The organism is Capnocytophaga stomatis (assembly GCF_002302635.1).
GTDB classification, from domain to species: domain Bacteria; phylum Bacteroidota; class Bacteroidia; order Flavobacteriales; family Flavobacteriaceae; genus Capnocytophaga; species Capnocytophaga stomatis.
Genome location: NZ_CP022387.1, coordinates 376,424 through 401,095, shown reverse-complemented (window position 1 = coordinate 401,095; position 24,672 = coordinate 376,424). Strand labels below are relative to the sequence as shown.

Genomic DNA, 24,672 nt, shown 5'->3' with positions numbered 1-24,672 from the left:
ATGCAATAAATAGAAGAACGTATAAAAGTTTTTTAGCTATGATAAAACTAAAACATATCTTGCTTTCGGGCTTGTTCTTAACGGCAAGTTTTATATCCGCTCAAAAAGGAGTTAAGATTGGGTATGTGGATATGGATTTTATTTTGTCAAATTTGGAGGAATATAAAGTAGCTAATGAACAATTTGCCTTGCAAGTGAATGGCTGGCAACTTGAGATAGAAAAACGCCAGAAGCAAATTCAAGATGAAAAAGATAAGCTGGAGGCTGAAAAATCATTGTTAACGGCTGAACTCATCAAGGATAAGCAACAAGAAATAAGCCTGCTTGAACATAATTTGAATGCTTATAAAGAGCAAAAGTTTGGAGCCGAAAATGGAGAGTATGTCACTCAAAAATTTATGTTAGCCAAGCCAATTCAAGACCAAGTGTTTAATATTGTTCAAGAAATAGGAAAGCTCAGAAAATATGATATGATTTTTGAAAAAAGTGAAGTTTCGATGCTTTATTCAAACAATCAGCATAATTTAACCAATGTTGTGCTTCGGATTTTGAGAAGAAAAGACAATGCGGAGGACAGAAATAAAGAAATAGGGGAGCTTTTAAAGGAAAGTTATGATTTTGAGTTTGTTGATGAACGAACAAAAAAACGTAAAGAATTAGAGCAAGAAAAGGAAAGAAAAAGAGCTGAGTACGAAAAGGAAAAGCAAAAACGCATAGAAGAAACACGACGCAAACGAGCGGAAGAACAAGCACAGAAAGAAAAAGAAAAAGCTGAACGCTTACAAAAACAACAAGAAGCAAAACAAAAAAAGAATAAATAGAGTACTAACATTAATAATTTATAAACACAAGTAAGATGATGAAAAACTTTAAAACAATTATGATTGCATTGGCTCTTGTATTAGGAGCAACATCAATGGCTACTGCACAAAACAAAATAGCCCACATTGATACACAAAAGCTTTTGGAAGAAATGCCTGAAAGAAAATCGGCTGAAGCTCAATTGAAAAAATTACAACAAACTTATGAGGCTGATTTTCAAGCGTCAATTAAGGAACTTCAAACCAAAGCTCAAGCGTATCAGAATGAGGTGTCTGCTTTAACAGAAGCTCAATTAAAAGCGAGAGAGTCAGAATTCCTTAAAAAATCAGAAGAACTTCAAACAATGGAGAACAATCTGCGTCAGGCACAGCAAACAGCTTCTATGACAATTCAGAAAAAACAACAAGAATTGATTGAGCCAATTTTGAAAAAAGTAAGAGCTGCTGTTGAAAAAGTTGCTGCTGCACAAGGAATTCAATACGTTTTGGATTCAAGCAATGGTTCAGGAGTGATTGTAGCTAAAGGAACTGATTTATACAGTGCAGTAAAAAAAGAATTAGGATTTTAATTGTCCATAATATACAAATAATTTTAGTTAAAAGTGTTCGTGTTTTGCGGGCACTTTTTTATTTTTGTATTATGATTAATAAAGAAAAGCCAATAGGATTATTTGATTCAGGGGTAGGAGGAACCACTATTTGGAAGGAAATAGTAAAACTTATGCCTTATGAAAATACATTGTTTCTTGCAGATAATAAAAACGCTCCGTATGGAGGAAAAACGAAAGAAGAAATTATCGTTCTATGTGAAAAAAATACGGAATTTCTGCTGGAAAAGGAAGTTAAAATCATTGTAGTTGCTTGTAACACAGGAACAACAAATGCGATATCACATTTGCGTGCCAAATACAAAGATATTTCTTTCATTGGCATAGAGCCGGCTATTAAGCCTGCCGGATTACAAAGTATTACTAAAAAAGTTGGTGTTTTGGCAACTAAAGGTACACTTTCAAGTGAATTATTTATGAAAACGAGCAATGATTTGATTAAACGAGAAGGAATTCAAATCGTTGAAAAAATAGGGGAGGGGTTAGTCAATCTTATTGAAAAGGGACAGATAGAAAGTCCTGAAATGTTTGAATTATTAAAGAAGTATTTGCTCCCTATGGTGGAAGAAAATATAGATTATCTTGTACTTGGTTGTACTCATTATCCGTATTTATTGCCTCAAATCCAAAAGATTATCCCAGAAAATATAAAGGTGATAGATTCGGGATATGCCGTTGCAAAACAGACAAAAAACATACTTTCACAAAGCAATCTGTTGAACGATACTAAAAACAAACCCCATCACATTTGGTTTAGTGATGGGGATTTATCTGTTTTACAACAATTTGCACCAAATATAGATAATTTGGAACTTCAAAAGATTTAAAAATCAATCTGTCCGAAATCGTCTCCGTCACTTGATTGTTCGTCTTTTTTACAATCAACGGGGATTTCCATATTTTGAGGAGAAGGAAAAGCAGCTTTTGACACACTTAATTCTTTGTCTTCATAGCATTTTTTCATATAATATCCCCAAATGGGTAGTGCCATTGTTGCTCCTTGCCCATAGGTAGTGCCTTTAAAGTGTACGGCTCGGTCTTCGCCACCTACCCAAACTCCGGTAACCAAATTCGGAACCATTCCCATAAACCAACCATCACTGTTGTTTTGAGTTGTTCCTGTTTTTCCTGCAATTGGATTCGTAAAGGCATACGGATAGCCTGTCATCACATTTTTGTACAAACTGTTATAAGAATCAGCTCCTTTGGTTCTGAGTCTTGCTCCCGAACCATATTGCGTAACTCCTTCCATTAAATTTACAACAGCACGAGCCACATCAGCACTTACAACATCGTGAGTTTCAGGAGTGTTTTCAAACAGAACGGTTCCGTTTTTATCTTCAATACGGGTTACCAAAATAGGTTTGACATATACGCCTTCGTTGGCAAATGTGCCATAAGCTCCTACCATTTCGTAAACCGTAGCATCAGAAGTACCCAAAGCAATTGAAGGCATTTCCGGAATTTCAGAGGTAATTCCTAAATTTCTAACCATATTAATTACAGGAACAGGACCCACTTTATCCATCAGATTAACTGTAATGGAATTGACTGAATTTGCCAGAGCATACTTTAGTGTCATCATTTTACCTGAGAACTTCCCGTTGGAATTTTTAGGACACCAAGCAGTTACGTTTTGATATTTTCCTTCTTCGATACAAGTTTGAATATCAGGTAATTCGTAGCAAGGAGAATAATGTAATTGATCGATTGCAGTTGCATAAACAAAGGGCTTGAATGTAGAACCGGTTTGTCTGGCACCTTGAATCACTTGGTCATATTGGAAATGCTTGTAGTTAATGCCTCCCACCCAAGCTTTTATGTGTCCCGTTTGTGGCTCCATTGACATCATTCCCGTACGTAAGAAAGCCTTATAGTAAAGAATAGAATCCTTTGGAGTCATAATCGTGTCTTTTTCGCCTGCCCACGAAAAGATTCTCATTTCCGCTTTCTTCGTAAAAGATTCTTTGATTTCATCTTCGGAATATCCTAAAGATTTCATTTTTCTCCATCGTTCGGAGTTTTTCATTGCCCTTGTTATCAAGGTGTTGAACTCATCTTTGGAAATATCTAAAAACGGATAAGTTTTATTTTTAGTAGGATTATTTTCTGCATCAAAAGCCTTTTGAAGTCGCATCATATGCTCTTTTACAGCCATTTCCGCATAAGTTTGCATTTTGGAGTCAATGGTTGTATAAACTTTCATTCCGTCCAAATACAGATTGTGTTTTGAGCCGTCTGGTTTAGGATTTTTTTCAATCCAATCTCGCATATATGAACGTAAATATTCACGAAAATAGGTAGCAATTCCTTCATTGTGGCTTTCGGGAGTAAAGTTAATTTTCAGAGGAATTTGTTGCAGAGAGTCTCTCATTTTATTGCTAATGTATTTATTTTTAGCCATTTGTGAAAGAACTACATTTCGCCTGTTTGTAACTCCTTTTGGATTTCGCACAGGATTGTAAAGGGAAGAGTTTTTAAACATTCCTACCAACACAGCACTCTCTTCAATCAATAAATCTTGTGGTTCTTTATCAAAAAAGATACGTGATGCGGAACGGATTCCATCAGCTTGATAACCAAAATCATATATGTTGAAGTACATCGTCAGAATTTCTTCTTTAGTGTATTGAGTTTCCAAACGTGTGGAAATCACCCATTCTTTAATTTTTTGAGTGTAACGTTCCAGTCCGCGAGCTTTTGTTCCGTGAAATAGCTGTTTTGCAAGCTGTTGCGTTATTGTTGAAGCCCCTCCTTTGCTTCCCAGAAAAGCAATGGCACGCAATGTTCCTCGAGCATCAATTCCTGAATGTTCATAGAAACGCTCATCTTCAGTGGCAACTAATGCATCAACTAAATGCTTTGGTAAATCCTTGTATTTCACAGGAGTACGGTTGTCGTCCAAGTAAAATTTACCCAACGTTTTTCCATCCGAACTAACTATTTCCGTAGCTAAATTGGTTTCAGGGTTTTCAAGTCTTTTAAAATCAGGCATTTCTCCTAAGAATCCCCAAGAAGCAAACATAAATAAAAGCACCACGAATATTATCCCTCCGGCAAATATCCGCCAGAACCATTTTACAAAAAAGCTTTTATTTTTTTTTGTATTATTTGTATTTTTTGCCATAAATGTTTGGATATCAAATTTTTGATTTTATAAATTTAATTGGCTGCTTCTATTCGCAAACCTACCTCTGTAATTCCTTCCAGAAGTTCAATTCCTTCATTTTCACCTATTTTTCGCATTGCTTGCTCTATTTTTATGGTGTATTTTCCTTTGGAGGGAAAGTTGAAATTTTCTTTGTACCAGAGTTTACTTTCCTTAACGGCAGAAAAACCATAGCCAAGCCATTCTCCTTCAGGGGTTGCCATTTCGTATTGTAAAGTATCTACAATTACTTTGTTGTCAGGTTGTTCTAATTTTGTGATTATGAATAAGTTACTAAATTCGTACTTTTCATCATTACGTAACATTATGAACAGATTTTTCTTAGCAATTGTGTCCGTTTGCTCAAGTTGAAACAGAACAGGTTTCCCCTTTTCCCAACCGTTGGAGAGAGAAACATACTGGCTATACTCAACATTATCGTTGCAACCGGTTAGAAAAATAAGTATAAATAACGTTTTTAAGAATCTCATTTTTAGGTTTTTAACAGTTTTAAGAAACTCCAAAAAGAATAGTATTATTTTTCTTTATTTGTATTATTTCTGTTGTTTGGTCTCTTTTTGGTATTTGGTTTCTTTGATTCGTTTGTGTTTTTTAAATTTTTTTGAGTATTTTCTTTATGAGGATTTGGCTGTTTTTGTTCTTTCACATTTTTCGGGAGATTATTCTGACTTTCTCCTTTCTGTTGATTTGGATTTTTCGCCTGTTTTTGATTTTTCGGGCTTTTTTTACCTTTTTTTCGTTTATTGGCTTTGTCAAATCGGGTGATATCCTCCTCAATCATTTCTTTACCTCCGTCGTTGCCCAAAGTAGCCGACATCCCAACTCCGTCACTTACAATGGCATAACTATCCAAAGAAACCACTTTTTGCTCTTTTTCGTTCATAGTAATGATTTCTTTCACGCTATCAACGGAAATTTTGTACCAATTTATCGGGTCGTCATCATAGGTGAACCACATAAATCGTTTGAAAATATCTATTTTTTGGCAACTTGCTCTTCCTTTTTCGGTTACGAGTTTGACTTCTGTTTTTGGAAAATCCTGTAAAGCATCAAGATACGTATCTAATTCAAAATTAATGCAACACTTTAGTTTTCCGCATTGTCCGGCTAATTTTTGAGGATTTAATGAAAGTTGCTGATAACGAGCCGCTGCCGTAGTTACCGTTCTGAAATCAGTTAGCCAAGTGGAACAACAAAGTTCCCGTCCGCATGAGCCAATCCCGCCCAAGCGAGCTGCTTCTTGGCGAAATCCAATTTGTCGCATTTCTATTCGGACAGAAAAAACCCGAGCCATATCTTTTATCAACTGACGAAAATCAACGCGTCCTTCCGCCGTATAATAAAAGGTAGCTTTTGAGCCATCTCCTTGAAACTCAACATCTGATATTTTCATTTCCAAACCTAAAGCAATAGCCAACTCACGTGATTGCTTTTGAACGGCTTCTTCTTTGTTTCGAGCTTCTTGCCAAATATCAATATCTTTTTGATTTGCTTTACGATATATTTTCGGAACGCCATCACTTTTCCAATCAATTCGATGCTTTTTCATTTGTAAACGAACTAGTTCGCCCGTTAGTGTGATAATGCCTACATCGTGTCCGGAATTGGCTTCGGTAGCAACGACATCACCTATTTGCAGAGGGATATTATCGCTATTTCTGAAATATTCTTTGCGGCTGTTTTTAAATCGAACTTCTACGCAGTCAAATTGTTTTTGCCCACCTGGTATTTGCGTGTTAGAAAGCCAATCAAAAACGGCTAATTTTCCGCTTCCACAGCCGCCTGTTCCGCAACTACCTGTTCCACAGCCACCTTTTTTATTTTTTGTTGTGCAATTATTGCAACTCATCCTTTTAATTCTATGTTTTTTTGCAAGAGAATAATAAAAAATATGATTTATCTCTTGTTTTATTAAGTTAGTTAAAATTGTATAATTATTAGTTTTTCCTTCCAATGAAGGAACTTCAAACTGCAAAAATACATTTTTTATTTTACTTATAATAATAAGCAGACAGGTTTTTTGTGTTGCTTGGTATTGAGTACGAATTAATGCGTAATAATTGTTTTATTACGAAAGCGGATTATTTTTTTGAAAAAAATGAATGTTAAAAGTAATTCAGAATTATTTTAAATAAAAAAAATATTGTACCTTTGTACGAAATTAAAATTAATATTCATATGAAAAAAGTATTTTTAGTGGCTCTTATGGGGGCGTTTATTGTATCGTGTGGTAATACGGAAACTAAGAAAAACGAGGCAAGTTCTTCAATGGAAGCAACTCACAATCACGACCATTCAATGCAAGAACAAAAACCGGCAGCAACAGAACAAAAAGTTGAAGATGGTGCAATTGTGTTGGAAAGTACCGACCAAATGACTTTTAGTACAAACGAAATCAGAGTAAAAGCAGGTGAGAAAGTAACCTTGACTTTGAAACACGTTGGTAAAATGAAAGTGGAAGTTATGGGACACAATTTCGTGTTGTTGAAACAAGGAACTGACCTTGCTGCTTTCGCCGGAAAGGCAATGAATGCAAAAGATACAGATTATGTACCTGCCGGAAGCGATGAAGTTATTGCTCATACTAAGATGATTGGTGGTGGCGAGTCAACAACAATCACATTTGATGCTCCAGAAAAAGGAACTTATGACTTTATGTGTTCATTCCCTGGGCATTATGCAATTATGAAAGGTAAATTTATTGTTGAATAAATAAAAAACAATTTATTATCTACGTTAGGCTATCCTGCTTTTTGGGTAGCCTTTTTGTTTTAAATTAATTTTTCGTACTTTTGCAAAACCTGATGAATGGGGTTTCTCAATAAAAAAAGATAAAAGAATAAAGAAGTAAAACTATGAAAGTTAGGATTTTCTATCTGAGGAAAAATAAAAAATACAATTACACACCTCGATATTATGAAGGCAAGGATTTGGGAAATCCGTATGAGTTTGATTCACGCATACGAAAAGACCGTGAAACGCAAACCAATCATTTCACTGTGGAATGGCAAGATATCCGAAAGGAAAGCCGTAACCGCAAAAACAGAGAAATCAACAAAACTTTTTTGGTAGTTTTGGCTATACTGATTTTTTTAGCCCTCTATTTTCTTGATTTTGATATATCAATATTTAAAAAGTAACAGAAAAAGAGTCTTTTATTTAAAAGTTTTGAAAACAAATACGCAATGTTTTTAAACTTTTTTGACTTCAATTTATGACAGATATAATTCGCTTATTACCAGACCACGTAGCTAACCAGATTGCAGCAGGAGAAGTGATTCAGCGTCCCGCCTCGGCTGTGAAAGAATTGCTTGAAAATGCCATTGATGCCAAAGCTACAGAAATTAAACTTATTATTAAAGATGCGGGAAAAACTTTAGTGCAAGTTATTGATAATGGGATTGGTATGAGCGTTACAGATGCTCGCTTGGCTTTTGAACGTCACGCAACTTCAAAGATTCAAAAAGCGGAGGATTTGTTTCATTTACAAACAAAAGGATTTAGAGGTGAGGCTTTGGCTTCAATTGCCGCAATTGCTCACGTAGAGCTAATTACAAAACGCCCATCTGATGAATTGGGAACGGAACTTCGCATTGAGGGAAGCAAAGTTACTTATCAGGAACCTTGCGTAACTGCCAACGGAACTTCCATTGCGATGAAAAATCTGTTTTTTAACATTCCGGCTCGTCGGAATTTCTTAAAATCTGATTCTGTGGAACTTCGGCACGTGCTAGACGAATTTCACAGAGTTGCATTGGCTCATCCGAATATCCATTTCTATTTTTATAATAATGGAAGTGAGCTGTTTAACTTGCCCGTTGCAAATTTCAGACAACGGATAGTTCACATATTCGGTGCTAAAACAAATGAGAAATTAGTTCCTGTTGAGGAAGAAACTCCTATACTGAAAATCAGCGGATTTATTGTAAAACCCGAATATATCACAAAAAGCAAATCATTACAATTTTTGATGGTTAATCATCGTTTTGTGAAAAGCAGATACTTAAATCACGCAATTACAACGGCTTATGAAGGCTTGATTAACAGTCAGCAACAACCCGATTATTTCATTCAGCTTGAGGTTGACCCTTCTTCCATTGATATTAACATTCATCCTACAAAAACTGAGGTTAAATTTGAGGACGAACACAGTATTTATGCTCTTTTAAAATCGGCGGTGAAACACAGTTTAGGGCAATTTAACATAGCTCCGACACTTGATTTTAACAGAGATGCTTCTTTTGATATTCCGTACAATTACAAGGATAAAGAGCCTGTTTTTCCGAAAATAGAAATAGACCCCGATTTTAATCCGTTTAAGGAAGAAATAAAGCCAAAATCATCATATTCAAGTAGTTATTCACATCAATCAAAAAAGCAACCTGCTTGGGAAAGCCTATATTCGGAAATAGATTCTGGGCTGAATAATTTTGAGTCTCAAGTGATTGAAAGTAAGCTGTTTGATACTGAAACTCCAATTTTGCAAACAGGAAAAAAAATCATTTCCTTTGGGAGGAAGTACCTCGTAACGACATTGGGAGGAGAATTAATTGTGGTTAATATTCATCGGGCACATCAACGTGTTCTGTATGAGGAATTTATAAAAACCTTACAATCAAGCAGTACGGCAAGCCAACAGTTGATGTTTCCTATTGAACTTTCTTTTTCAAAACCCGAAATTGAAAGTATTTTAAAATTGAAACAATTTTTTGAGGATATTGGATTCATAATTGATATTGAAGCAGATAAAGTTATTTTGACCGGAATTCCGCTTCATATTTCGGATAGCCAAATACCGGAAGTTTTTTCGGAAATAGTACAACAACACATTGAAAATGTATATGGAGGAGAAAACTCTCAAAAAGAGGCATTTGCAAAAAGCATTTCTAAAAATTTGGCTGTAAAAACAGGGCAAACTCTAACGGAGGAAGAGCAAGAAACTTTACTGAATAATTTGTTTGCTTGTGAAGAAAGTTTAACTTCGCCCTCTGGAAAACGGATTTACAGCACATTTTCACTAACTGATATTGATAAATATTTTTAATTTTAAAAAATTATGGAACGCATAACGCAGACAGTCAAGCACTTGATAATAATAAATGCTATTTTATTTGTCGTTGTACAATATAACCTTATTCCAAGCTTAAATCTAAAGGAAATAACTCCTATCTATTTCTTTGAAAATCCGCAATTTAATTGGTGGCAAGTTATTTCTCATATGTTTATGCACGGAGATTGGGCTCATTTATTCTTCAATATGTACGCACTTTGGGCTTTCGGAAGTCCGCTGGAACATATTTGGGGAAGAAATAAGTTTTTGTTTTTCTATCTTTCCTGCGGAATTGGAGCTGCACTGATACATTCTGGCGTAAATTATTATTATTTCCAACAAGGTCTTCAGGCTTTGGAAGAGACTGGATTTTCTGCCGAAATGGTAAAAAGTGTTTTAGCCGAAGGTAAATACAACACAGCTTGGGAGCAAATCATTTCAAAAAGCACTTTTGATGATATGATGTCAGCGTATTTCACGCCAGCTGTTGGGGCTTCGGGGGCGATTTACGGTATTTTAGCAGCATTTGCAATGATGTTCCCTGATGCCAAATTGATGCTTTTCTTCATTCCTTATCCTATAAAAGCAAAATATTTTATCCCGATTATAGTTGGTTTGGACTTATTTTCAGGTGTTACGGGATTTTCTGTTTTCGGAGGAAATATCGCACATTTTGCCCACGTGGGAGGAGCTTTAATGGGCTTTTTGATGATGTGGTACTGGAGAAAAAAATCATTTGACCAGAACCGTTGGGATAGAAGATAATCAAGGTAAGATAAAATTAAATTGGAAGCTAAGATATTGATAAATAATTAATTATTTTGCTTCTGTTTATAAAATAAAGATAAAATCAATTATGCAATTTTTTTCAGAAGAAGAAAATTATTCTGTTTCAAAATTCGAGTCAATGTTGCAACAAAATCATATTTTGTTTTTTGATGTTGATGAATTTGAAGAAATCATTGAATATTATTTGGAATTAGGAAAAATGAGTAAAGCCAAGCACGCGTTGCAAATTGGTTTGAATCAACATCCTTCGGCTATATCATTGAAACTCTTGCAGGTAGAGGTAATGATTTTTGAAGATGAATTGCAACAAGCATCGCTTATTCTTAACGAATTGGAGTTGCTTGAGCCTTCAAATTCAGAGGTTTACGTGCAGAAGGCAAATCTGTATTCCAAACTTAATCAACACGAAAAAGCAATTGATTTGCTAAAATTCGCACTTCCTTTGGCTGATGATTTGGTAGATGTTTATTCGCTCATCGCAATGGAATATCTTTTTATAGAAAATTATCAAGAAGCGAAAAAATACTTCAAAAAGTGCTTATCAGAAGATATTGAGGACTATATGTCGTTACAACAATTGCTTTTCTGCTATGATATTTTGGAAGAAAATGATGAAGCAATTGCCTTTTTGAATTCGTATTTGGATAAAAATCCGTATTGCGAAGTGGCTTGGCATTATTTGGGAAAACAGCATTTGGCAAAAGAGGAGCTAAATGAAGCGTTGAGATGTTTTGACTTTGCCATAATAAGCGACGATACTTTCACGGGAGCTTATTTTGAAAAAGCTAAAGTGTTGGAAAGGCTTGAAAATTATCAGAAAGCTATTGAAAATTACAAGATTACACTCACATTAGACGATGCTTCTCCTTTGGTGTATTTGCATATCGGGCGTTGTTTTGAGAAAATGAACGACGATGCCACTGCTGAACAGTATTATTTTAAAGCGGTTCACGAGGACCCTCAATTGAGTAAATCTTGGCTCACGTTGGCTGAGTTTTACTACCTTAGGGGGAATCATTCCAAGGCTTTGAAGTATATAAACAAAGTGTTGCTTCTTGAGGACAACAATCCGTATTATTGGCGTCGTTGTGCCGAAATTAATTTCTGTTTGCAGGATTATGAACGAGCAGAATATGCTTTTAGTCAGGCAGTTGAGTTTGGTGATTATTCGTTAAATACGTTGATTAATTGGACGGATTTGTTATTATTAAATGAAAATTATGCCAAAGCCTTGTCCGTTGCCTCAGATACGATGCGCATTTTCCCTGATGATGTGACTACTTTTTATCGCTTGTCAATTGCTTTTGCTGGTATTGGAAACTTCTTGGAATCAGAGCGTTATTTGAAAATTGCTTTCGAGAAAGGAAAAGAATGGATTGCTTTTTTCGATAAAAAATTCCCAGCTTTTTTTAGTTTGGATTTTGTAAAAGAAATAATGAAGAAAAACTAAAAATGCGATATTTCATAGAATTTTCATACAACGGGAAAAATTATCACGGATGGCAGAACCAACCACATTCGGTTAGTGTTCAGGAAGTTATGGAGAAAAGTTTGAGTACACTTTTACGAACTCAAATAGAAATCGTTGGAGCTGGACGAACCGATAGCGGAGTGCACGCTTTGCAAATGTTTGCCCATTTTGATGTTGAAAATCCTATTGATAATCAGTTGGTTTACAAATTGAATGCTTTTTTGCCTAAGGATATTGCCATTTACAAAATTCATCGCGTGAAGGACGATGCACACGCCCGATTTGATGCGATAAAAAGAACCTATGAATATCACATTTGCACAAAGAAAGATGCATTTCGTTATGAATCAAGTATGTATGTGAATCTTCCGTTAGATGTGCAAAAAATGGAAGAGGCGGCAAAACTTCTTTTTAAATATGTTGATTTTCAGTGTTTTTCAAAGTCAAATACGGATGTGAAGACTTATAACTGCAAGATTTATGAGGCTTTTTGGAAACAAGAAGAATCGCTTTTAATTTTTACGATTTCAGCTGATCGTTTTTTGCGAAATATGGTGCGAGCCATCGTGGGTACGTTGATTGATGTAGGGCTTGGAAAAATATCCCTTCTTGATTTCCAGAAGATTATAGAGAGTAAAAATCGTTGTAGGGCGGGGGCTTCCGTGCCTGCTTGCGGTCTTTTTTTGAAAAAAGTAGAATACTCTGAAAATATTTTTCTTGTAAACGATTAATTATCAAAAATTTTCATAGCCTCGTTATAGCTACTCTCAAAAGCCAAAAGATTTAATTGAGTTGAAATTTTCTCCTTCTGAAAGTAGGAAATTAATTTTTCGGTAGGCATATTCCCAACAAGTTCATCTTTTGCCATTGGGCAACCTCCGTAACCACGAATAGCTCCATCGAAACGCAAACATCCTGATTTATAGGCATTATCTACTTTTTCAAACCAATTATTAACGGATGTGTGAAAATGAGCTCCAAATTCCACATTTGGATATTTAGGAATCAGGTATGAAAATAAGTTGGTAATCACTTCGCCAGTGGCACTTCCTACAGTATCGGAAAGCGAGATAATTTGAACGCCTTTTTGGGTAAGTTTTTCAACCCATTGTTCTACAATTTCTTCATTCCAAGGGTCACCATAAGGATTTCCAAAGCCCATTGAAAGATAAACAACCAATTCTTTTCCGTGTTTTTCGGTTTGATTTTTAATATAATCCAAAGTTATGAGGCTTTCGGCTATGGTTTTGTGTGTGTTACGCATCTGGAAATTTTCCGAAATGGAAAACGGATAGCCCAGATAATCAATTTGTTGGAAGGATAAAGCCTCATCAGCACCTCGTTGATTGGCAACAATTGCGAGGAGTTTGCTCTTGGTTTTGCTAAGGTCTAACTTCTCAAGAACTTGCGATGTGTCTGCCATTTGCGGAATTGCTTTGGGCGACACGAAACTTCCAAAATCAATAGTGTCAAATCCCACATTCAGAAGCGATTGTATATAATCTATCTTCTTTTCTGTAGGAATAAAATTTTTGAATCCCTGCATTGCATCACGTGGGCATTCAATTATTTTTACACTATTTTTTTTAGAATTTTCCATTATTTCGGATTAAATTTTCAATGAAATCATCTGTAATATCATTCATAGAATGGATTAGCAAATCGGATTTTGAAAGGTCTTGATTTCCCGAATTTGGGTTTTTGAATCCGATACAATTCATTCCCGCACTTTTGGCGGCTTGCACTCCGTTTTTGCTATCTTCAAGTACCCAAAAGTTTTCAGGTTCAGCCTGATACCACTGAGCTACTTTAAGAAAAATTTCTGGAAAAGGTTTGCTGAATTTCACATCGTCACCACTGATAATTACATCAAAAAAATGACTGATATTTATCTTTTCGGTGAAATAATCAATTAATTTTCGTGAGGAAGAAGAAGCCAAAGCCAGTGAAAATCCACGGTTTTTTAGTTTTTGTATGACGTTTTTAACTCCTTGTACTTCAATGACTTCTATTTCTTCAAATCGATTGTAAAAATAACTTCGGTGAAATTGCAATAATTCTTCAGCCTGTTCGGAACGATTGGCATCGTGCTTTATTTTTTCCCACATAGGGATTGCGGACATTCCTGTCAGAGTTTCTTCGATGTAGCTTTTAGGGAACGGAATTTCAAGTTGTTGAAAAACTTCGTGAATGATTTGACAATGCATCGGCTCACTATCCACCAGCACTCCGTCCATATCAAAAATAAAATATTTCGGATTCATTTTTCTGTAATGTTTCAGAGCCAAAAGTAGTATTTTATTTAATGATTAACAAATTGCAAAAATCATAACTTCACAGTTCTCAAACGCAAAGCATTGGCTATCACACTTACCGAACTGAAACTCATTGCCAAAGCTCCTAACATTGGTGACAGCAAAATTCCGAAAAAGGGAAACAAAATTCCCGCTGCGACAGGAACCCCAATGGTGTTGTAAATCATTGCAAAGAATAAATTTTGTTTAATATTCTTCACCACGGAATGACTTAGTTTTTTGACCTTTACAATTCCGCTTAGGTTGCCTTTTACCAGCGTAATTTCAGCACTTTGTATGGCTATGTCGGTGCCTGTTCCCATTGCGATACCCACATCGGATTGTGCAAGGGCGGGAGCATCGTTGATACCGTCACCCGCCATCGCTACGATTTTTCCTTGTTGTTGCAGTTTTTCCACCTCATTTTGCTTATCTTGAGGCAACATTCCGGCTTTGTAGTTTTTTAGCCCGATTTCATCAGCTACGGCCTTTGCCGTGAACGGATTATCGCCCGTTAGCATCACAATTTCTATCCCGAGTGATTGCAGATTTCTCAAAGCCTCTTTCGTTGTTGTTTTAATTGGGTCGGAAATAACCACAGCTGCAATAATTTCCTTATTTTCAACCAAAAAAGAGACTGTTTTCCCTTTTTGTTGTTCTTGTTTTACTTGTTTGTTTATCGAAATGGGAATCAAAATACCTACATCGGCGATGAGTTTGTCATTTCCAAAGTAATATTTCTTCTGCCCAAAAGTTCCCGAAACACCTTTGCCTGAAATGGCTTTGAAATGTTCTATCTCAAAAGAGATTACATTATTCTGCTTGGCGTAATCATTAGTAGCTTTGGCAAGTGGATGCTCGCTATTTTTGTTCAGAGAATAAACGATGCTTAGTAACTGGTTTTCAGTGTAGTCAGAAAAGGAAATTATCTTCTCCAAACTCGGCTTTCCTTCGGTTATAGTGCCTGTTTTGTCAATAATGAGCGTATCGACAGAGTTCATACGTTCCAAAGCCTCCGCATTTTTGATAAGAATCCCGTTTTGAGCTCCTTTTCCGATACCGACCATCACTGACATCGGTGTAGCCAATCCCAAAGCACACGGACAAGCAATAATCAGCACTGCGATGGCATTCACTAAGGCGTATGTATAGGCGTTTTCCCCTCCGAAGACCATCCAGAGGATGAATGTAATCATCGAGATGATAACAACGATGGGAACGAAGTACGATGAAATTCTATCGGCGAGTTTTTGAATTGGGGCTTGGCTTCGGCTTGCTTTCTGAACCATATCTACAATTTGGGAAAGTAATGTTTCTGCTCCTACCTTTTTGGCTTGCATTATAAAACTGGTTGTGCCGTTGATTGTTCCTGCCGAAACTTGGTCTCCCACTTGTTTTTCAACGGGAATAGGCTCGCCTGTAATCATACTTTCATCAATGGTTGCCGTACCTTGCGTAATTTTTCCGTCAACGGGAATTTTGTCACCCGGTTTTACTCTTAAAAAATCATCTTTAACTACTTCATTGATAGAAACTTCTATTTCCTCACCATTCACAATTTTGATAGCAGTATCAGGAGCTAATCCTAATAATGTTTTGATGGCATCTTGTGTTTTTCCGTGTGCCGAAGCCTCCAACAGTTGCCCGAGCATTACTAAAGTGAGGATAACGGTTGTAGCCTCAAAATAAACGTGAACCGCTCCGTGATGTGTTTTGAACTGAGAGGGAAACCAATTGGGGAAAAGCATTCCTACCACACTGAAAACCCACGCAATTCCTGCTCCAATTCCGATAAGGGTAAACATATTGAAGTTAAACGACTTCAAACTTTTCCACGCTCTGACAAAAAATATATTACAGAAGTAGAACACAACAGGCACAGAAAGTACAAATTGCACCCAATTCCAATATTTTTGTTCCATTAACTGGTAAAGAATGTTGTTTGGAATCATTTCGCTCATTGCAATAATGAAAATAGGAATGGTAAAAGCCACCGAACCCCAGAATTTGAATCGAAGTTCTTTTAATTTTTTGGCTTCAGCGGAGTTTCCATTGGAAGTAAAGGCTGAAACTTCCTCCACCAAGTCCATTCCGCAGATAGGACAATCGCCCATCTTGTCATAAGTCTTGTCGCCTTCGCATTGCATTGGGCAATAGAAAGTTACATTGCCTTTTTTAATATTTTCGGTTGCTTTTGAGGTGGTCTCGATTGCCTGTTCAAAGGTTTTGCATAAAGTATAGTGAGTACCTTCCAAACTTCGGCTTAATTTGGCAAACGAAACAGGTTTTGACAGACGAACAACAACCTTTTTTTCCTTTACATTGACTGAAATTTCCTGAACGCCATTTATCTCCTGCAATGCTTCACGAACCGTGTTTTCGCAACCCGAACAACTCATTCCCTTTACGAAGTATGTGTAGGTTTGTGCTTCTTTCAAATCGGTATGAATGCTATAATTTGTGCCTTCCAATGCCTTTTCGAGTTGGTTGAAAGGAATTGCTTCATCGGACTCTATTTCAGCTTGTTGTGAATCCAAGTCTATTTTTACAGAATGAATATTTGTAATACCTGCAAGGGCTGTTTGCACTGTCCCAACACATCCGTAGCAACTCATTCCTTTGATGTAATATATCTGTTTCATAGTATTTTACGATTGATTAGCTATAGTTAATGATTTGTTATAAATAAATATTGTACAAAGTTATAAAAAAAATGAAATAATGGAAGTAAGTCTTCATTTGTAAGTAATGGTTTATACCTTTTTATACTTTGGAATATCTTTTTAATTATCAGAAGAATAAGTTTAATGATAAAGAGTATAAAATAAATATTTGTAAATATCTTTTTTGTTTAATATTTAGTTTCAAAAATATTGTAGAATATTTTTCTGATAATCAATATAATTTTTAAATTATTTCAGAGTATATTTACAATAATAATATTTATTTTAGAAATATTCCAGATGATATTTTAGATATATCATATGACCTATGAGGTATTTCGGATAACCTTTTTAATGATAATTAATACCTCGGAGATTATAATTAATACCTCGGAGGTCATAATTAGTACTTTGGAGGTTATAATTAGTACCTCGGAGGTCATAATTAGTACTTTGGAGGTCATAATTAGTATCTCCGAGGTTATCCAAACCATCTCCGAGGTCATCCGAATCGCTTCCGAGGTTATCTGAACCACTTCCGAGGTTATTCGAACCACCTCCGAGGTCATCCGAACCACTTCAAAGGTCATATTTAATATTTTTGTAATGAGACGAAAGAAAGAAAATAAAGTGAGGGAAAGATATTAAAAAATCCGTTCTGTAAAATGGATTTACAAAACGGATAAACAATGATTTATGAAGAATTTTTTAATTGTTTTTTCGTCCAAAATCGGCAGGAATTTCGCCCCACGCTTTGGTTTCCCATTTCAAAATATGGTTCGGGAAGGTGTTTTCGTGCAACCAAATTTCGGCACGGTCAATAAGTTCAAATATTTTTTGATTTTTATCGTTTTCCTTAACGTTGGTTTTGCATTTTTTTTGTCTGACCCAATTAATGGCAATCCGGCTATCAGAATAAACAGGCATTGTTTGGTTGTGTTTTTTAAGCAGTGCCAGTGCGTGGACAATTGCCAGAAATTCGCCAATATTGTTTGTTCCTCCTTGCATTGGCGGAATTCTGAAAAGCTCTTTTTGGGTCTGCGTATCAACTCCCCGATATTCCATTACACCCGGATTACCGCTACAAGCGGCATCTACCGCAATGGAGGGTACTTTTGGTTTTCCGATTAATTTTAATTCATTATCAGAGAGTTCCGATTTAAAAAATGTTTTACCTTTGTAATTATCAAAACTTTCGGAAAAAGCCTTCCGAGCAAGTTCCGAAGAGGGAAAAGCTTTATATTTAGCATTCGGGAAACCTTCCACAGCCTTTTTGCACTGCTCCCACGAGGAGAAAACGCCTGTTTTATGTCCCTCCCAAACAACGTAAAATTTCTTTTTAGCCATTTTCATTGAAATTGGACAAAGGTAACCATTTTACCGAAAAAATAAAGCCTCTTTTTTGCAGAAAGCTTTTTTGGAAAATGTAAAATAAACATTTATTTTTGCCAGAGTTGCCAGTATAACCTGATAATAAGTATTATAAATATCATTATGAATACTATTTTTACGATAGGAATTTTTCTTTCGCTGTTTTTGGCTTTTTTGCTATTTACTAAGCGGAATAAAACCTTGTCCGATACCGTTTTATCAATATGGATGTTATTTATTTCGATACATCTACTGAGCTACAATTTGTATTATTTGGGGTATTGGAAAGTATATCCGCATTTGGTGGGGCTTACACACCCGTTTCCGTTGCTTCACGGACCGTTTTTGTATCTGTATGTTGTATTTTCATTGCGTTCAGACCAGAAATTTCGCTGGAAGGATATGTTACATTTCCTGCCTTTCGTGATTGACTACTTAGGAATGTTTCCGTTTATTTTTGGTTACACGGCTCAGCAGAAATTGCTTATGGATAGCCAAGATATAAACAGCGAATATCAATGGTTTTTTATTATTTCGTTGGTATCTTTTGTTATTTCAGGTATTACGTACCCTGTTTTATCATACCGTAAAATCACGAATTATCAGCAACTTATCAATGAAAATTTCGCTTATGAAGAAGGGATAAGTTTGCGGTGGCTCAAGGTATTCATTATGGGGCTGGGAATCATTTTTTTAGTGGGAACTATCATCATTTTGATGCGTGAGGTATTCCAAATTGATTTTGGATTCAATTCGGATTTAATTATTTTTGTGCTAATTGTGTTATTGGTGTTTCTGATTGGTTTTTCGGGCATTCGTTATCAGGGAATTTTTACGGAAAAAGCCATAAAGGAACATAGCATCGTTGAAGTAAAAACAGTTTCGGAGTACAGAAAGTCAGGTTTGAAGTCCGATGAAGTTACACAATTGCATCAAGAGATGTTATCGTTAATGAAAGAAAAGAAACCATATCTTGAACCTAAATTAACGTTGAGCCAATTGGCAGAACAATTAGCGATTTCTTCCAATAATTTGAGTCAGGTTATTAATCAATGTGAAGGTAAAAATTTTTATGATTTTGTGAATAGTTACCGAGTTGATGAATTCATAAAACGAGCCACGAATGATAAAAACAGAGGATTAAATCTGCTCGGGATTGCACTTGATTCGGGGTTTAATTCCAAATCTTCATTCAATCAAGTATTTAAAAAGCATACGGGAGACACTCCTTCTAATTATTTGAAAAACAATATTTAATATTATCTCGTTCAAAGAAAACACGTCCAATCCTGCCCGATTGGACGTATTTTTTGTCTGCATATATAGGTCTGGACGATTGTTTTTTATTTTTCTGGCAATTTTGCCGAAAAAAGATTAACGATGAAACGATTTATTTATTTTATGCTGATTGTTTTTTTGAATTTGGGAGGTTTCATAACATATGGACAAGCACCCATTTTTCAAAATTTGAAAGGAAAAGTATTTGACGCGAACACTCGCGAACCACTTATGGGAGCCACAGTAGTTATTGAAAATTCCGATCCTGTATTGGGAACAACTACCGATGTTGAAGGAAATTTTTTCATTGACAAAGTACCGATTGGGCGACAAACAATAAAGGTTTCGTTTATTGGATATGAAAGTTCAATTATTTCAGAGTTGATGATTACCTCATCAAAGGAAGTTGTGCTTGAAATTGCCTTAAAGGAAAACATTACCCAAATGGAAGAAGTTGTGGTACAGGCATCTCTTCAAAAGGAACGTCCGCTTAACGCGATGGCAACCGTTAGTGCACGGTCGTTTTCGGTAGAAGAAACCACTCGGTATGCAGGCGGAATGAATGACCCGGCACGTTTGGTTTCTGCTTATGCTGGAGTTACAACTGGTAATTTACAGGATAATTCTATTATTGTTCGCGGAAATGCTCCGCAGGGTGTTGCTTGGCGATTGGAAGGTGTTGAGATTCCTACGCCACATCATTTTGCCGGTGCGAATGTTGCCGGAGGTGGTATTGTTACACTTTTTAGCAATCAGGTGTTGGGCAATTCCGATTTTTTCACGGGAGCTTTCCCCGCCGAGTATGGTGATGCGTTGGCGGCAGTTTTCGATATGAAATTACGAACAGGAAATGCTTCAAAACACGAACATACGGCACAAATCGGTATTTTAGGACTTGATTTTTTTTCAGAAGGACCTATTTCTAAAAAAAGCGGTGCATCTTATATTTTTAATTATCGCTATTCAACTTTTGGTTTATTGGGAGATTTGAATCTTATTCCGTCAGAACAAAAACTTAAATATCAAGACCTTTCTTTTAAATTTAATTTTCCTACTAAGCGTTCCGGAACGTTTTCTTTTTGGGGAATTGGAGGTATTGACCACACACATAAAAGTGTTGAAAAGAATCCTTCCAAATGGAAAGTTGATTTTGACCGCATTGAGAACAATTGGGATACACATCTGGGAGCAACTGGGATCACGCACCGAATTAGTACGGGAGGAAATTCGTTTTTACAATCTAATTTGGCTTTTTCCGGAGTAAGTGCTTTTATCAAAACAGAACGATTAGGCGATGATTTACAGAATTTTACTCCTGATATGGATTTGAAAAATATTACAAAAACTTTCACACTTGCCTCTACATTCAACCAAAGATTTTCCTCCAAGTCGATGCTAAAGGCTGGATTTACATATAAAAGGTTATTTTATAACTTCGATTTGAGTAGCACACAAGACCATAACTTACCGCTAACTTACGCACAACTTATTGATGATGATGGATATACAGATGCTCCTGAACTTTTTACTCAACTGAAATATAATCTTTCTTCTACCTTTTTGTTTAATGTAGGTTTGCACGCAACTTATTTTGGGTTGGGTAAGGAATTCGTTTTGGAACCTCGTTTTGGTGCACAATGGGCTTTCCACCCGAAACATAGTTTGAGTTTAGGATATGGGAAGCACAGTCGTCCTGAATCATTAAATGTATATTTTCTGAAAATCAATAATGAAAGACCTAATAAGGAACTAAAACTTCCTAAGGCTCACCATTTTGTGTTGGGATATGACTGGAAAATTGGTCAAAATCTCCGTTTAAAAGCAGAGGCATATTACCAGCATATTTATGATGCATTGGGCGAGGAGGGAAGTTCGTATTCGCTTCTTAATTTTAAACAAGATTATGGACTTAACAAGAAGTTGGAAAACAATACTTTAGGAAGAAATTATGGAATAGATATCACCCTAGAAAGATTTTTGAATAAACACTATTATTATCTCCTAACAGCCTCATTATTTGATGCTCAATATAAGGGAGGAGATAATATTTGGCGAAATACACGTTACAACAAAAATTATGTGTTTAATGCTTTGTTCGGAAAAGAATTTTTCTTTAAAGATAATCGTAAAGTGTTGGATATCAATGCGAGAGTAACATTGACGGGAGGTGAAAGGTATTCTCCCATTTTAGAGAATCATTCCATTGCAAATGAACGAATTATCACTGATGAAACTCGTGCTTTTGAGGAGCGTTTTCCAGCCATTTTGTATGCCGATTTTACATTGAATTACAGAATAAATCATCGTAAAAGTTCCAGTGTTTTTTCTTTTCAGATGAAAAATATTTTTGGAGCTCCAATTTATTTGGGACATAACTACAACTTTATTACCAAGAAGATACAGTTTGACAAAGCCAATATGGTTATTCCGAATATTAGTTATAAAATAGAATTTTAATTTCCCCTTAAAAAGCAAAGAAATACAGCACTTTAGCTGTATTTTTTGTTTTTATTTATTTGCCAATAAAACAGATTTATTCATTTAAACTGGATATTTCTGCAAGTTATTATGTATCAAATATTTTAAATGGAAAGGAGACGGATACTTTTTAATTTCCCTAAAATTCCTATCTTTGCCCGCCGGAGATAACTCATTGAATATTAATCAAAACAAAAAATACGGAAAAAATCGGTATGATAAAAAAAATTACAAATCACAAAATATTTAAACTTTTTAAAATCACTTCATTAGAATTTTTGGACGATAACTGCCTGAAATTAAGTGCTTCGTTGTCCTACTCCACGATTTTCGCTTTGCCTTCTTTGGCTATTTTGATTATTTCGTCAGTGGGATTGTTTTATGATGCCAATGAGGTCTCGTCCGAATTTTTCCATCAACTTGCTGATTTAGTGGGAGAAAAATCGGCTTTGCAAATTCAATCGGTTATTGATAACATTCAAATTGACGACTCGGGAAGGATAGCCCAATGGATAAGTATTGCGACACTTATTTTCACAGCTTCGGCGGTATTCGCTGAAATTCAGAGTTCTATAAACTATATTTGGGAACTGAAAGCCAAACCTCAAAAGGGAATTTTACGCATTATCATCAACCGATTGCTTTCCTTTGCGATGATTGGAGCTTTGGGTTTTGTACTGTTAGTCAGTTTGTTAATAAACACATTTATTGATATTTTGTTCAAACAATTATCACGAATGTTTTCGGAGAATTCAGTTTATCTTGCCCAGATTTTCAATATTGCAATTGTTTTTTCGATAGTTACGATTATATTTAGCTTCATTTTCAAGACCTTACCTGACGGGAAGTTAAAATGGAAGGATACGCTCATTGGGGCAGGATTTACTTCTATTTTGTTTATGTTGGGTAAATTTGTAATCGGGAATTATTTGGTAAACACTGCTAAATTAGATGTTTACGGAGCGGCAGGTTCTGTTTTGGTTTTGTTGGTATGGGTTTATTATTCGGCAATCATACTTTATTTCGGAGCAGTGTTTACCAAAAACTATTCGGAAATGTACGGAATTCCCATAGAACCAAGTAGTTATTCCGTTCGTGTTATCATAGAGGAAAGAGAGGTGGATTATGCCAAACAGCCTTCGGAAATTGCTGAAAAACACGAAGATATGTCCAACAAAAGAAAGAAAAATAGCTAGAAAGTGAAGCTGATTTTTCTTCCTGAAAAAAGAATTTTTTTATCAAAACCGCATCATCTTTCCGAAATAAAAAATCCGTTTTTGGAGGTGGTTGTACTGCAATTTGTTAAATATAAATTCTTTTTCAAGAAAAAAGAGTATTTTTGTCCCATAAATTTATGCGTATGATATAAAAAAAACAGAATTATAAATATAAAATATTTTGCGTTAGCTTTTATTCTTAGTAACAGAAATTTCGCCAAAAATTCAAATTAGGAAAAGCACAGAAAAGTTTAAAGGGTAACCTGCGTTTAGCGTGGGCTTACTTGTTTTTCTGTGTGGGCGTTTGGCGATGCCCCTGTTACGGATAAGTGGCTCACGCTGCTTTTATTAACATTTTTAAGTAACAGAAATTTCGCCAAAATGACTGAACACATTAAACTTCCGTATGATAGCATCATACAAGGGGATTGCATTGACATTCTCAAAACGCTCCCTCCCAATTCTATTGATTTAATATTTGCCGACCCTCCCTACAATATGCAAACGGAGGGCGAACTGCTACGAACCGACGGCTCTGCTTTCAGTGGAGTAACCGATGCGTGGGACAAATTTGACAGCATAACCGATTACGACCATTTTTGCAAACTTTGGCTTACCGAATGCAAAAGAGTACTCAAAAATGACGGTTCTATTTGGGTAATTGGTTCATTTCAAAATATTTACAGATTAGGATACATTATGCAAGATTTAGGTTTTTGGATTTTGAATGATGTTGTATGGTCAAAGCCCAATGCTGTGCCTAATTTCGCAGGTACTCGTTTTCAAAACTCACACGAAACGCTTATTTGGTGTGCCAAATCCAAAAAATCCAAATATCAATTTAACTACAAAACAATGAAAAGTCTCAACGGAGACAAACAGATGAAAAGCGTTTGGGACATCGGAATTTGTATCGGAAATGAACGACTGAAAGATGAAAACGGACAAAAAATTCATTCCACTCAAAAGCCTGAAAAACTGCTTTATAATATCATTCTTTCATCTACCGAGCCAAATGATGTGGTTTTAGACCCTTTCTTCGGAACAGGAACAACTGGGGCGATTGCAAAAAAACTCGGACGGCGTTTCATCGGCATTGAGCGAGAGGATTTTTACATAAAACACGCTGAAAAAAGAATCCGAAATGTGGCTACTGAAATTGATATGGTTTCCAAATTGGAATTGGAAGTAAAACCGCCTCGAATTTCAACCAAAGAACTCATCGTAAAAGGATTTTTAACCGCTGGGCAACAGTTGTTTAGCAAAGATAAACGCTTTTCGGTAACGCTCCAACAAAACGGAAATGTTTCCGATGATGAGGAAACGCTTTCCATTCATAAAATGTCTGCCAAATTATTAGGACGAACCAATAACAACGGCTGGGATTATTTTTGGACAAATCACAACGGAGATTTTGTAAGTATAGATTCATTAAGGTATTTAGCTGATAAACAATAAGATGT

The 24,672-nt window shown here is 35.7% G+C and carries 21 protein-coding genes; 13 read left to right on the top strand and 8 right to left on the bottom strand.

Annotation, left to right across the window (positions count from 1 at the left end; all coding sequences use genetic code 11):
- Positions 1 to 38 precede the first annotated feature (38 nt).
- The 3 genes from CGC58_RS01855 to murI all read left to right on the top strand — a co-directional run bounded on the left by CGC58_RS01855 (position 39) and on the right by murI (position 2,256).
- Complete coding sequence (locus tag CGC58_RS01855; protein ID WP_095894866.1) at positions 39 to 821, top strand: OmpH family outer membrane protein; 783 nt, start codon at positions 39 to 41, stop codon at positions 819 to 821.
- Positions 822 to 856: 35 nt separating this feature from the next.
- Positions 857 to 1,390: an OmpH family outer membrane protein gene (locus tag CGC58_RS01850; RefSeq protein ID WP_095894865.1), complete on the top strand. Its 534-nt coding sequence runs from the start codon at positions 857 to 859 to the stop codon at positions 1,388 to 1,390.
- A 71-nt stretch (positions 1,391 to 1,461) separates the two neighbouring features.
- On the top strand, positions 1,462 to 2,256 hold the full coding sequence (murI, locus tag CGC58_RS01845) for a glutamate racemase (protein ID WP_095894864.1): 795 nt from the start codon (positions 1,462 to 1,464) through the stop codon (positions 2,254 to 2,256).
- On the opposite strand, the gene CGC58_RS01840 is transcribed toward murI, so the two are convergent.
- From CGC58_RS01840 to CGC58_RS01830, 3 genes are read right to left on the bottom strand one after another with little or no spacing between them, the layout of a single operon-like run.
- Positions 2,253 to 4,556: a penicillin-binding protein 1A gene (locus CGC58_RS01840; RefSeq protein ID WP_095894863.1), complete on the bottom strand. Its 2,304-nt coding sequence runs from the start codon at positions 4,554 to 4,556 to the stop codon at positions 2,253 to 2,255. The two genes, murI and CGC58_RS01840, sit on opposite strands and share 4 nt — an antisense overlap.
- Before the next feature lie 35 nt (positions 4,557 to 4,591).
- The gene (locus CGC58_RS01835) at positions 4,592 to 5,068 is read right to left on the bottom strand and encodes a gliding motility lipoprotein GldH (RefSeq protein ID WP_095894862.1); all 477 of its coding nucleotides are present in this window, start codon (positions 5,066 to 5,068) and stop codon (positions 4,592 to 4,594) included.
- A gap of 44 nt (positions 5,069 to 5,112) precedes the next feature.
- Positions 5,113 to 6,447, bottom strand: coding sequence for a PSP1 domain-containing protein (locus CGC58_RS01830; protein ID WP_095897067.1), 1,335 nt, complete (start codon positions 6,445 to 6,447; stop codon positions 5,113 to 5,115).
- A 329-nt stretch (positions 6,448 to 6,776) separates the two neighbouring features.
- Here CGC58_RS01830 and azu point away from each other — a divergent pair, with 329 nt between their 5' ends.
- The 6 genes from azu to truA all read left to right on the top strand — a co-directional run bounded on the left by azu (position 6,777) and on the right by truA (position 12,639).
- A complete protein-coding gene (gene azu / locus CGC58_RS01825; RefSeq protein WP_095894861.1) occupies positions 6,777 to 7,310 on the top strand; it encodes an azurin in 534 nt (177 codons plus the stop codon).
- Between the two features lie 143 nt (positions 7,311 to 7,453).
- A complete protein-coding gene (locus tag CGC58_RS01820; RefSeq protein WP_095894860.1) occupies positions 7,454 to 7,738 on the top strand; it encodes a hypothetical protein in 285 nt (94 codons plus the stop codon).
- A 74-nt stretch (positions 7,739 to 7,812) separates the two neighbouring features.
- On the top strand, positions 7,813 to 9,642 hold the full coding sequence (gene mutL / locus CGC58_RS01815) for a DNA mismatch repair endonuclease MutL (protein ID WP_095894859.1): 1,830 nt from the start codon (positions 7,813 to 7,815) through the stop codon (positions 9,640 to 9,642).
- Positions 9,643 to 9,654: 12 nt separating this feature from the next.
- Complete coding sequence (locus CGC58_RS01810; RefSeq protein WP_095894858.1) at positions 9,655 to 10,413, top strand: rhomboid family intramembrane serine protease; 759 nt, start codon at positions 9,655 to 9,657, stop codon at positions 10,411 to 10,413.
- Between the two features lie 91 nt (positions 10,414 to 10,504).
- On the top strand, positions 10,505 to 11,887 hold the full coding sequence (locus CGC58_RS01805) for a tetratricopeptide repeat protein (RefSeq protein ID WP_095894857.1): 1,383 nt from the start codon (positions 10,505 to 10,507) through the stop codon (positions 11,885 to 11,887).
- Positions 11,888 to 11,889: 2 nt separating this feature from the next.
- Positions 11,890 to 12,639 (top strand): tRNA pseudouridine(38-40) synthase TruA, encoded by a 750-nt coding sequence (gene truA / locus CGC58_RS01800; protein ID WP_095894856.1) that lies wholly within the window; start codon positions 11,890 to 11,892, stop codon positions 12,637 to 12,639.
- Here truA and CGC58_RS01795 read toward each other — a convergent pair.
- The 5 genes from CGC58_RS01795 to CGC58_RS01775 form a co-directional block, all read right to left on the bottom strand.
- Positions 12,636 to 13,508, bottom strand: a complete 873-nt coding sequence (locus CGC58_RS01795) for a hydroxymethylglutaryl-CoA lyase (RefSeq protein ID WP_095894855.1) — start codon at positions 13,506 to 13,508, stop codon at positions 12,636 to 12,638. The genes truA and CGC58_RS01795 overlap by 4 nt on opposite strands.
- Positions 13,495 to 14,172 carry an HAD family hydrolase gene (locus CGC58_RS01790; protein WP_095897066.1) on the bottom strand — a complete coding sequence of 226 codons (678 nt, stop codon included), beginning with the start codon at positions 14,170 to 14,172 and terminating at the stop codon, positions 13,495 to 13,497. The genes CGC58_RS01795 and CGC58_RS01790 overlap by 14 nt, the downstream gene beginning before the upstream one ends.
- 62 nt (positions 14,173 to 14,234) lie before the next feature.
- Positions 14,235 to 16,844, bottom strand: coding sequence for a heavy metal translocating P-type ATPase (locus CGC58_RS01785; RefSeq protein WP_095894854.1), 2,610 nt, complete (start codon positions 16,842 to 16,844; stop codon positions 14,235 to 14,237).
- Between the two features lie 347 nt (positions 16,845 to 17,191).
- Positions 17,192 to 17,455, bottom strand: a complete 264-nt coding sequence (locus CGC58_RS01780; protein WP_095894853.1) for a hypothetical protein — start codon at positions 17,453 to 17,455, stop codon at positions 17,192 to 17,194.
- Between the two features lie 118 nt (positions 17,456 to 17,573).
- Positions 17,574 to 18,212, bottom strand: a complete 639-nt coding sequence (locus CGC58_RS01775; protein ID WP_095897065.1) for a ribonuclease H1 domain-containing protein — start codon at positions 18,210 to 18,212, stop codon at positions 17,574 to 17,576.
- 147 nt (positions 18,213 to 18,359) lie between these two features.
- On the opposite strand from CGC58_RS01775, the gene CGC58_RS01770 reads away from it, so the two are divergent.
- From CGC58_RS01770 to CGC58_RS01755, 4 genes are all read left to right on the top strand, one after another.
- Positions 18,360 to 19,493, top strand: a complete 1,134-nt coding sequence (locus CGC58_RS01770; RefSeq protein WP_095894852.1) for a helix-turn-helix domain-containing protein — start codon at positions 18,360 to 18,362, stop codon at positions 19,491 to 19,493.
- Positions 19,494 to 19,616: 123 nt separating this feature from the next.
- Entirely contained in the window at positions 19,617 to 21,971 is a 2,355-nt protein-coding gene (locus CGC58_RS01765; protein ID WP_095894851.1) for a TonB-dependent receptor, read from the top strand.
- A gap of 236 nt (positions 21,972 to 22,207) precedes the next feature.
- Complete coding sequence (locus CGC58_RS01760) at positions 22,208 to 23,188, top strand: YihY/virulence factor BrkB family protein (protein WP_111970130.1); 981 nt, start codon at positions 22,208 to 22,210, stop codon at positions 23,186 to 23,188.
- 402 nt (positions 23,189 to 23,590) lie between these two features.
- A complete protein-coding gene (locus tag CGC58_RS01755; protein WP_095894850.1) occupies positions 23,591 to 24,667 on the top strand; it encodes a DNA-methyltransferase in 1,077 nt (358 codons plus the stop codon).
- The last annotated feature ends 5 nt before the right edge of the window (positions 24,668 to 24,672 follow it).

What these genes read in the sequence shown, in the direction of transcription:
- CGC58_RS01840 (WP_095894863.1), bottom strand. Translation starts at nt 4,556, where the DNA reads ATGGCAAAAAATACAAATAATACAAAAAAAAATAAAAGCTTTTTTGTA.
- CGC58_RS01810 (WP_095894858.1), top strand. Translation starts at nt 9,655, where the DNA reads ATGGAACGCATAACGCAGACAGTCAAGCACTTGATAATAATAAATGCT.
- azu (WP_095894861.1), top strand. Translation starts at nt 6,777, where the DNA reads ATGAAAAAAGTATTTTTAGTGGCTCTTATGGGGGCGTTTATTGTATCG.
- CGC58_RS01820 (WP_095894860.1), top strand. Translation starts at nt 7,454, where the DNA reads ATGAAAGTTAGGATTTTCTATCTGAGGAAAAATAAAAAATACAATTAC.
- CGC58_RS01790 (WP_095897066.1), bottom strand. Translation starts at nt 14,172, where the DNA reads ATGAATCCGAAATATTTTATTTTTGATATGGACGGAGTGCTGGTGGAT.
- CGC58_RS01830 (WP_095897067.1), bottom strand. Translation starts at nt 6,447, where the DNA reads ATGAGTTGCAATAATTGCACAACAAAAAATAAAAAAGGTGGCTGTGGA.
- CGC58_RS01785 (WP_095894854.1), bottom strand. Translation starts at nt 16,844, where the DNA reads ATGAAACAGATATATTACATCAAAGGAATGAGTTGCTACGGATGTGTT.
- truA (WP_095894856.1), top strand. Translation starts at nt 11,890, where the DNA reads ATGCGATATTTCATAGAATTTTCATACAACGGGAAAAATTATCACGGA.
- CGC58_RS01805 (WP_095894857.1), top strand. Translation starts at nt 10,505, where the DNA reads ATGCAATTTTTTTCAGAAGAAGAAAATTATTCTGTTTCAAAATTCGAG.
- CGC58_RS01775 (WP_095897065.1), bottom strand. Translation starts at nt 18,212, where the DNA reads ATGGCTAAAAAGAAATTTTACGTTGTTTGGGAGGGACATAAAACAGGC.
- CGC58_RS01835 (WP_095894862.1), bottom strand. Translation starts at nt 5,068, where the DNA reads ATGAGATTCTTAAAAACGTTATTTATACTTATTTTTCTAACCGGTTGC.
- CGC58_RS01855 (WP_095894866.1), top strand. Translation starts at nt 39, where the DNA reads ATGATAAAACTAAAACATATCTTGCTTTCGGGCTTGTTCTTAACGGCA.
- CGC58_RS01850 (WP_095894865.1), top strand. Translation starts at nt 857, where the DNA reads ATGATGAAAAACTTTAAAACAATTATGATTGCATTGGCTCTTGTATTA.
- CGC58_RS01765 (WP_095894851.1), top strand. Translation starts at nt 19,617, where the DNA reads ATGAAACGATTTATTTATTTTATGCTGATTGTTTTTTTGAATTTGGGA.
- CGC58_RS01780 (WP_095894853.1), bottom strand. Translation starts at nt 17,455, where the DNA reads ATGACCTTTGAAGTGGTTCGGATGACCTCGGAGGTGGTTCGAATAACC.
- murI (WP_095894864.1), top strand. Translation starts at nt 1,462, where the DNA reads ATGATTAATAAAGAAAAGCCAATAGGATTATTTGATTCAGGGGTAGGA.
- CGC58_RS01795 (WP_095894855.1), bottom strand. Translation starts at nt 13,508, where the DNA reads ATGGAAAATTCTAAAAAAAATAGTGTAAAAATAATTGAATGCCCACGT.
- CGC58_RS01755 (WP_095894850.1), top strand. Translation starts at nt 23,591, where the DNA reads ATGACTGAACACATTAAACTTCCGTATGATAGCATCATACAAGGGGAT.
- CGC58_RS01770 (WP_095894852.1), top strand. Translation starts at nt 18,360, where the DNA reads ATGAATACTATTTTTACGATAGGAATTTTTCTTTCGCTGTTTTTGGCT.
- CGC58_RS01760 (WP_111970130.1), top strand. Translation starts at nt 22,208, where the DNA reads ATGATAAAAAAAATTACAAATCACAAAATATTTAAACTTTTTAAAATC.
- mutL (WP_095894859.1), top strand. Translation starts at nt 7,813, where the DNA reads ATGACAGATATAATTCGCTTATTACCAGACCACGTAGCTAACCAGATT.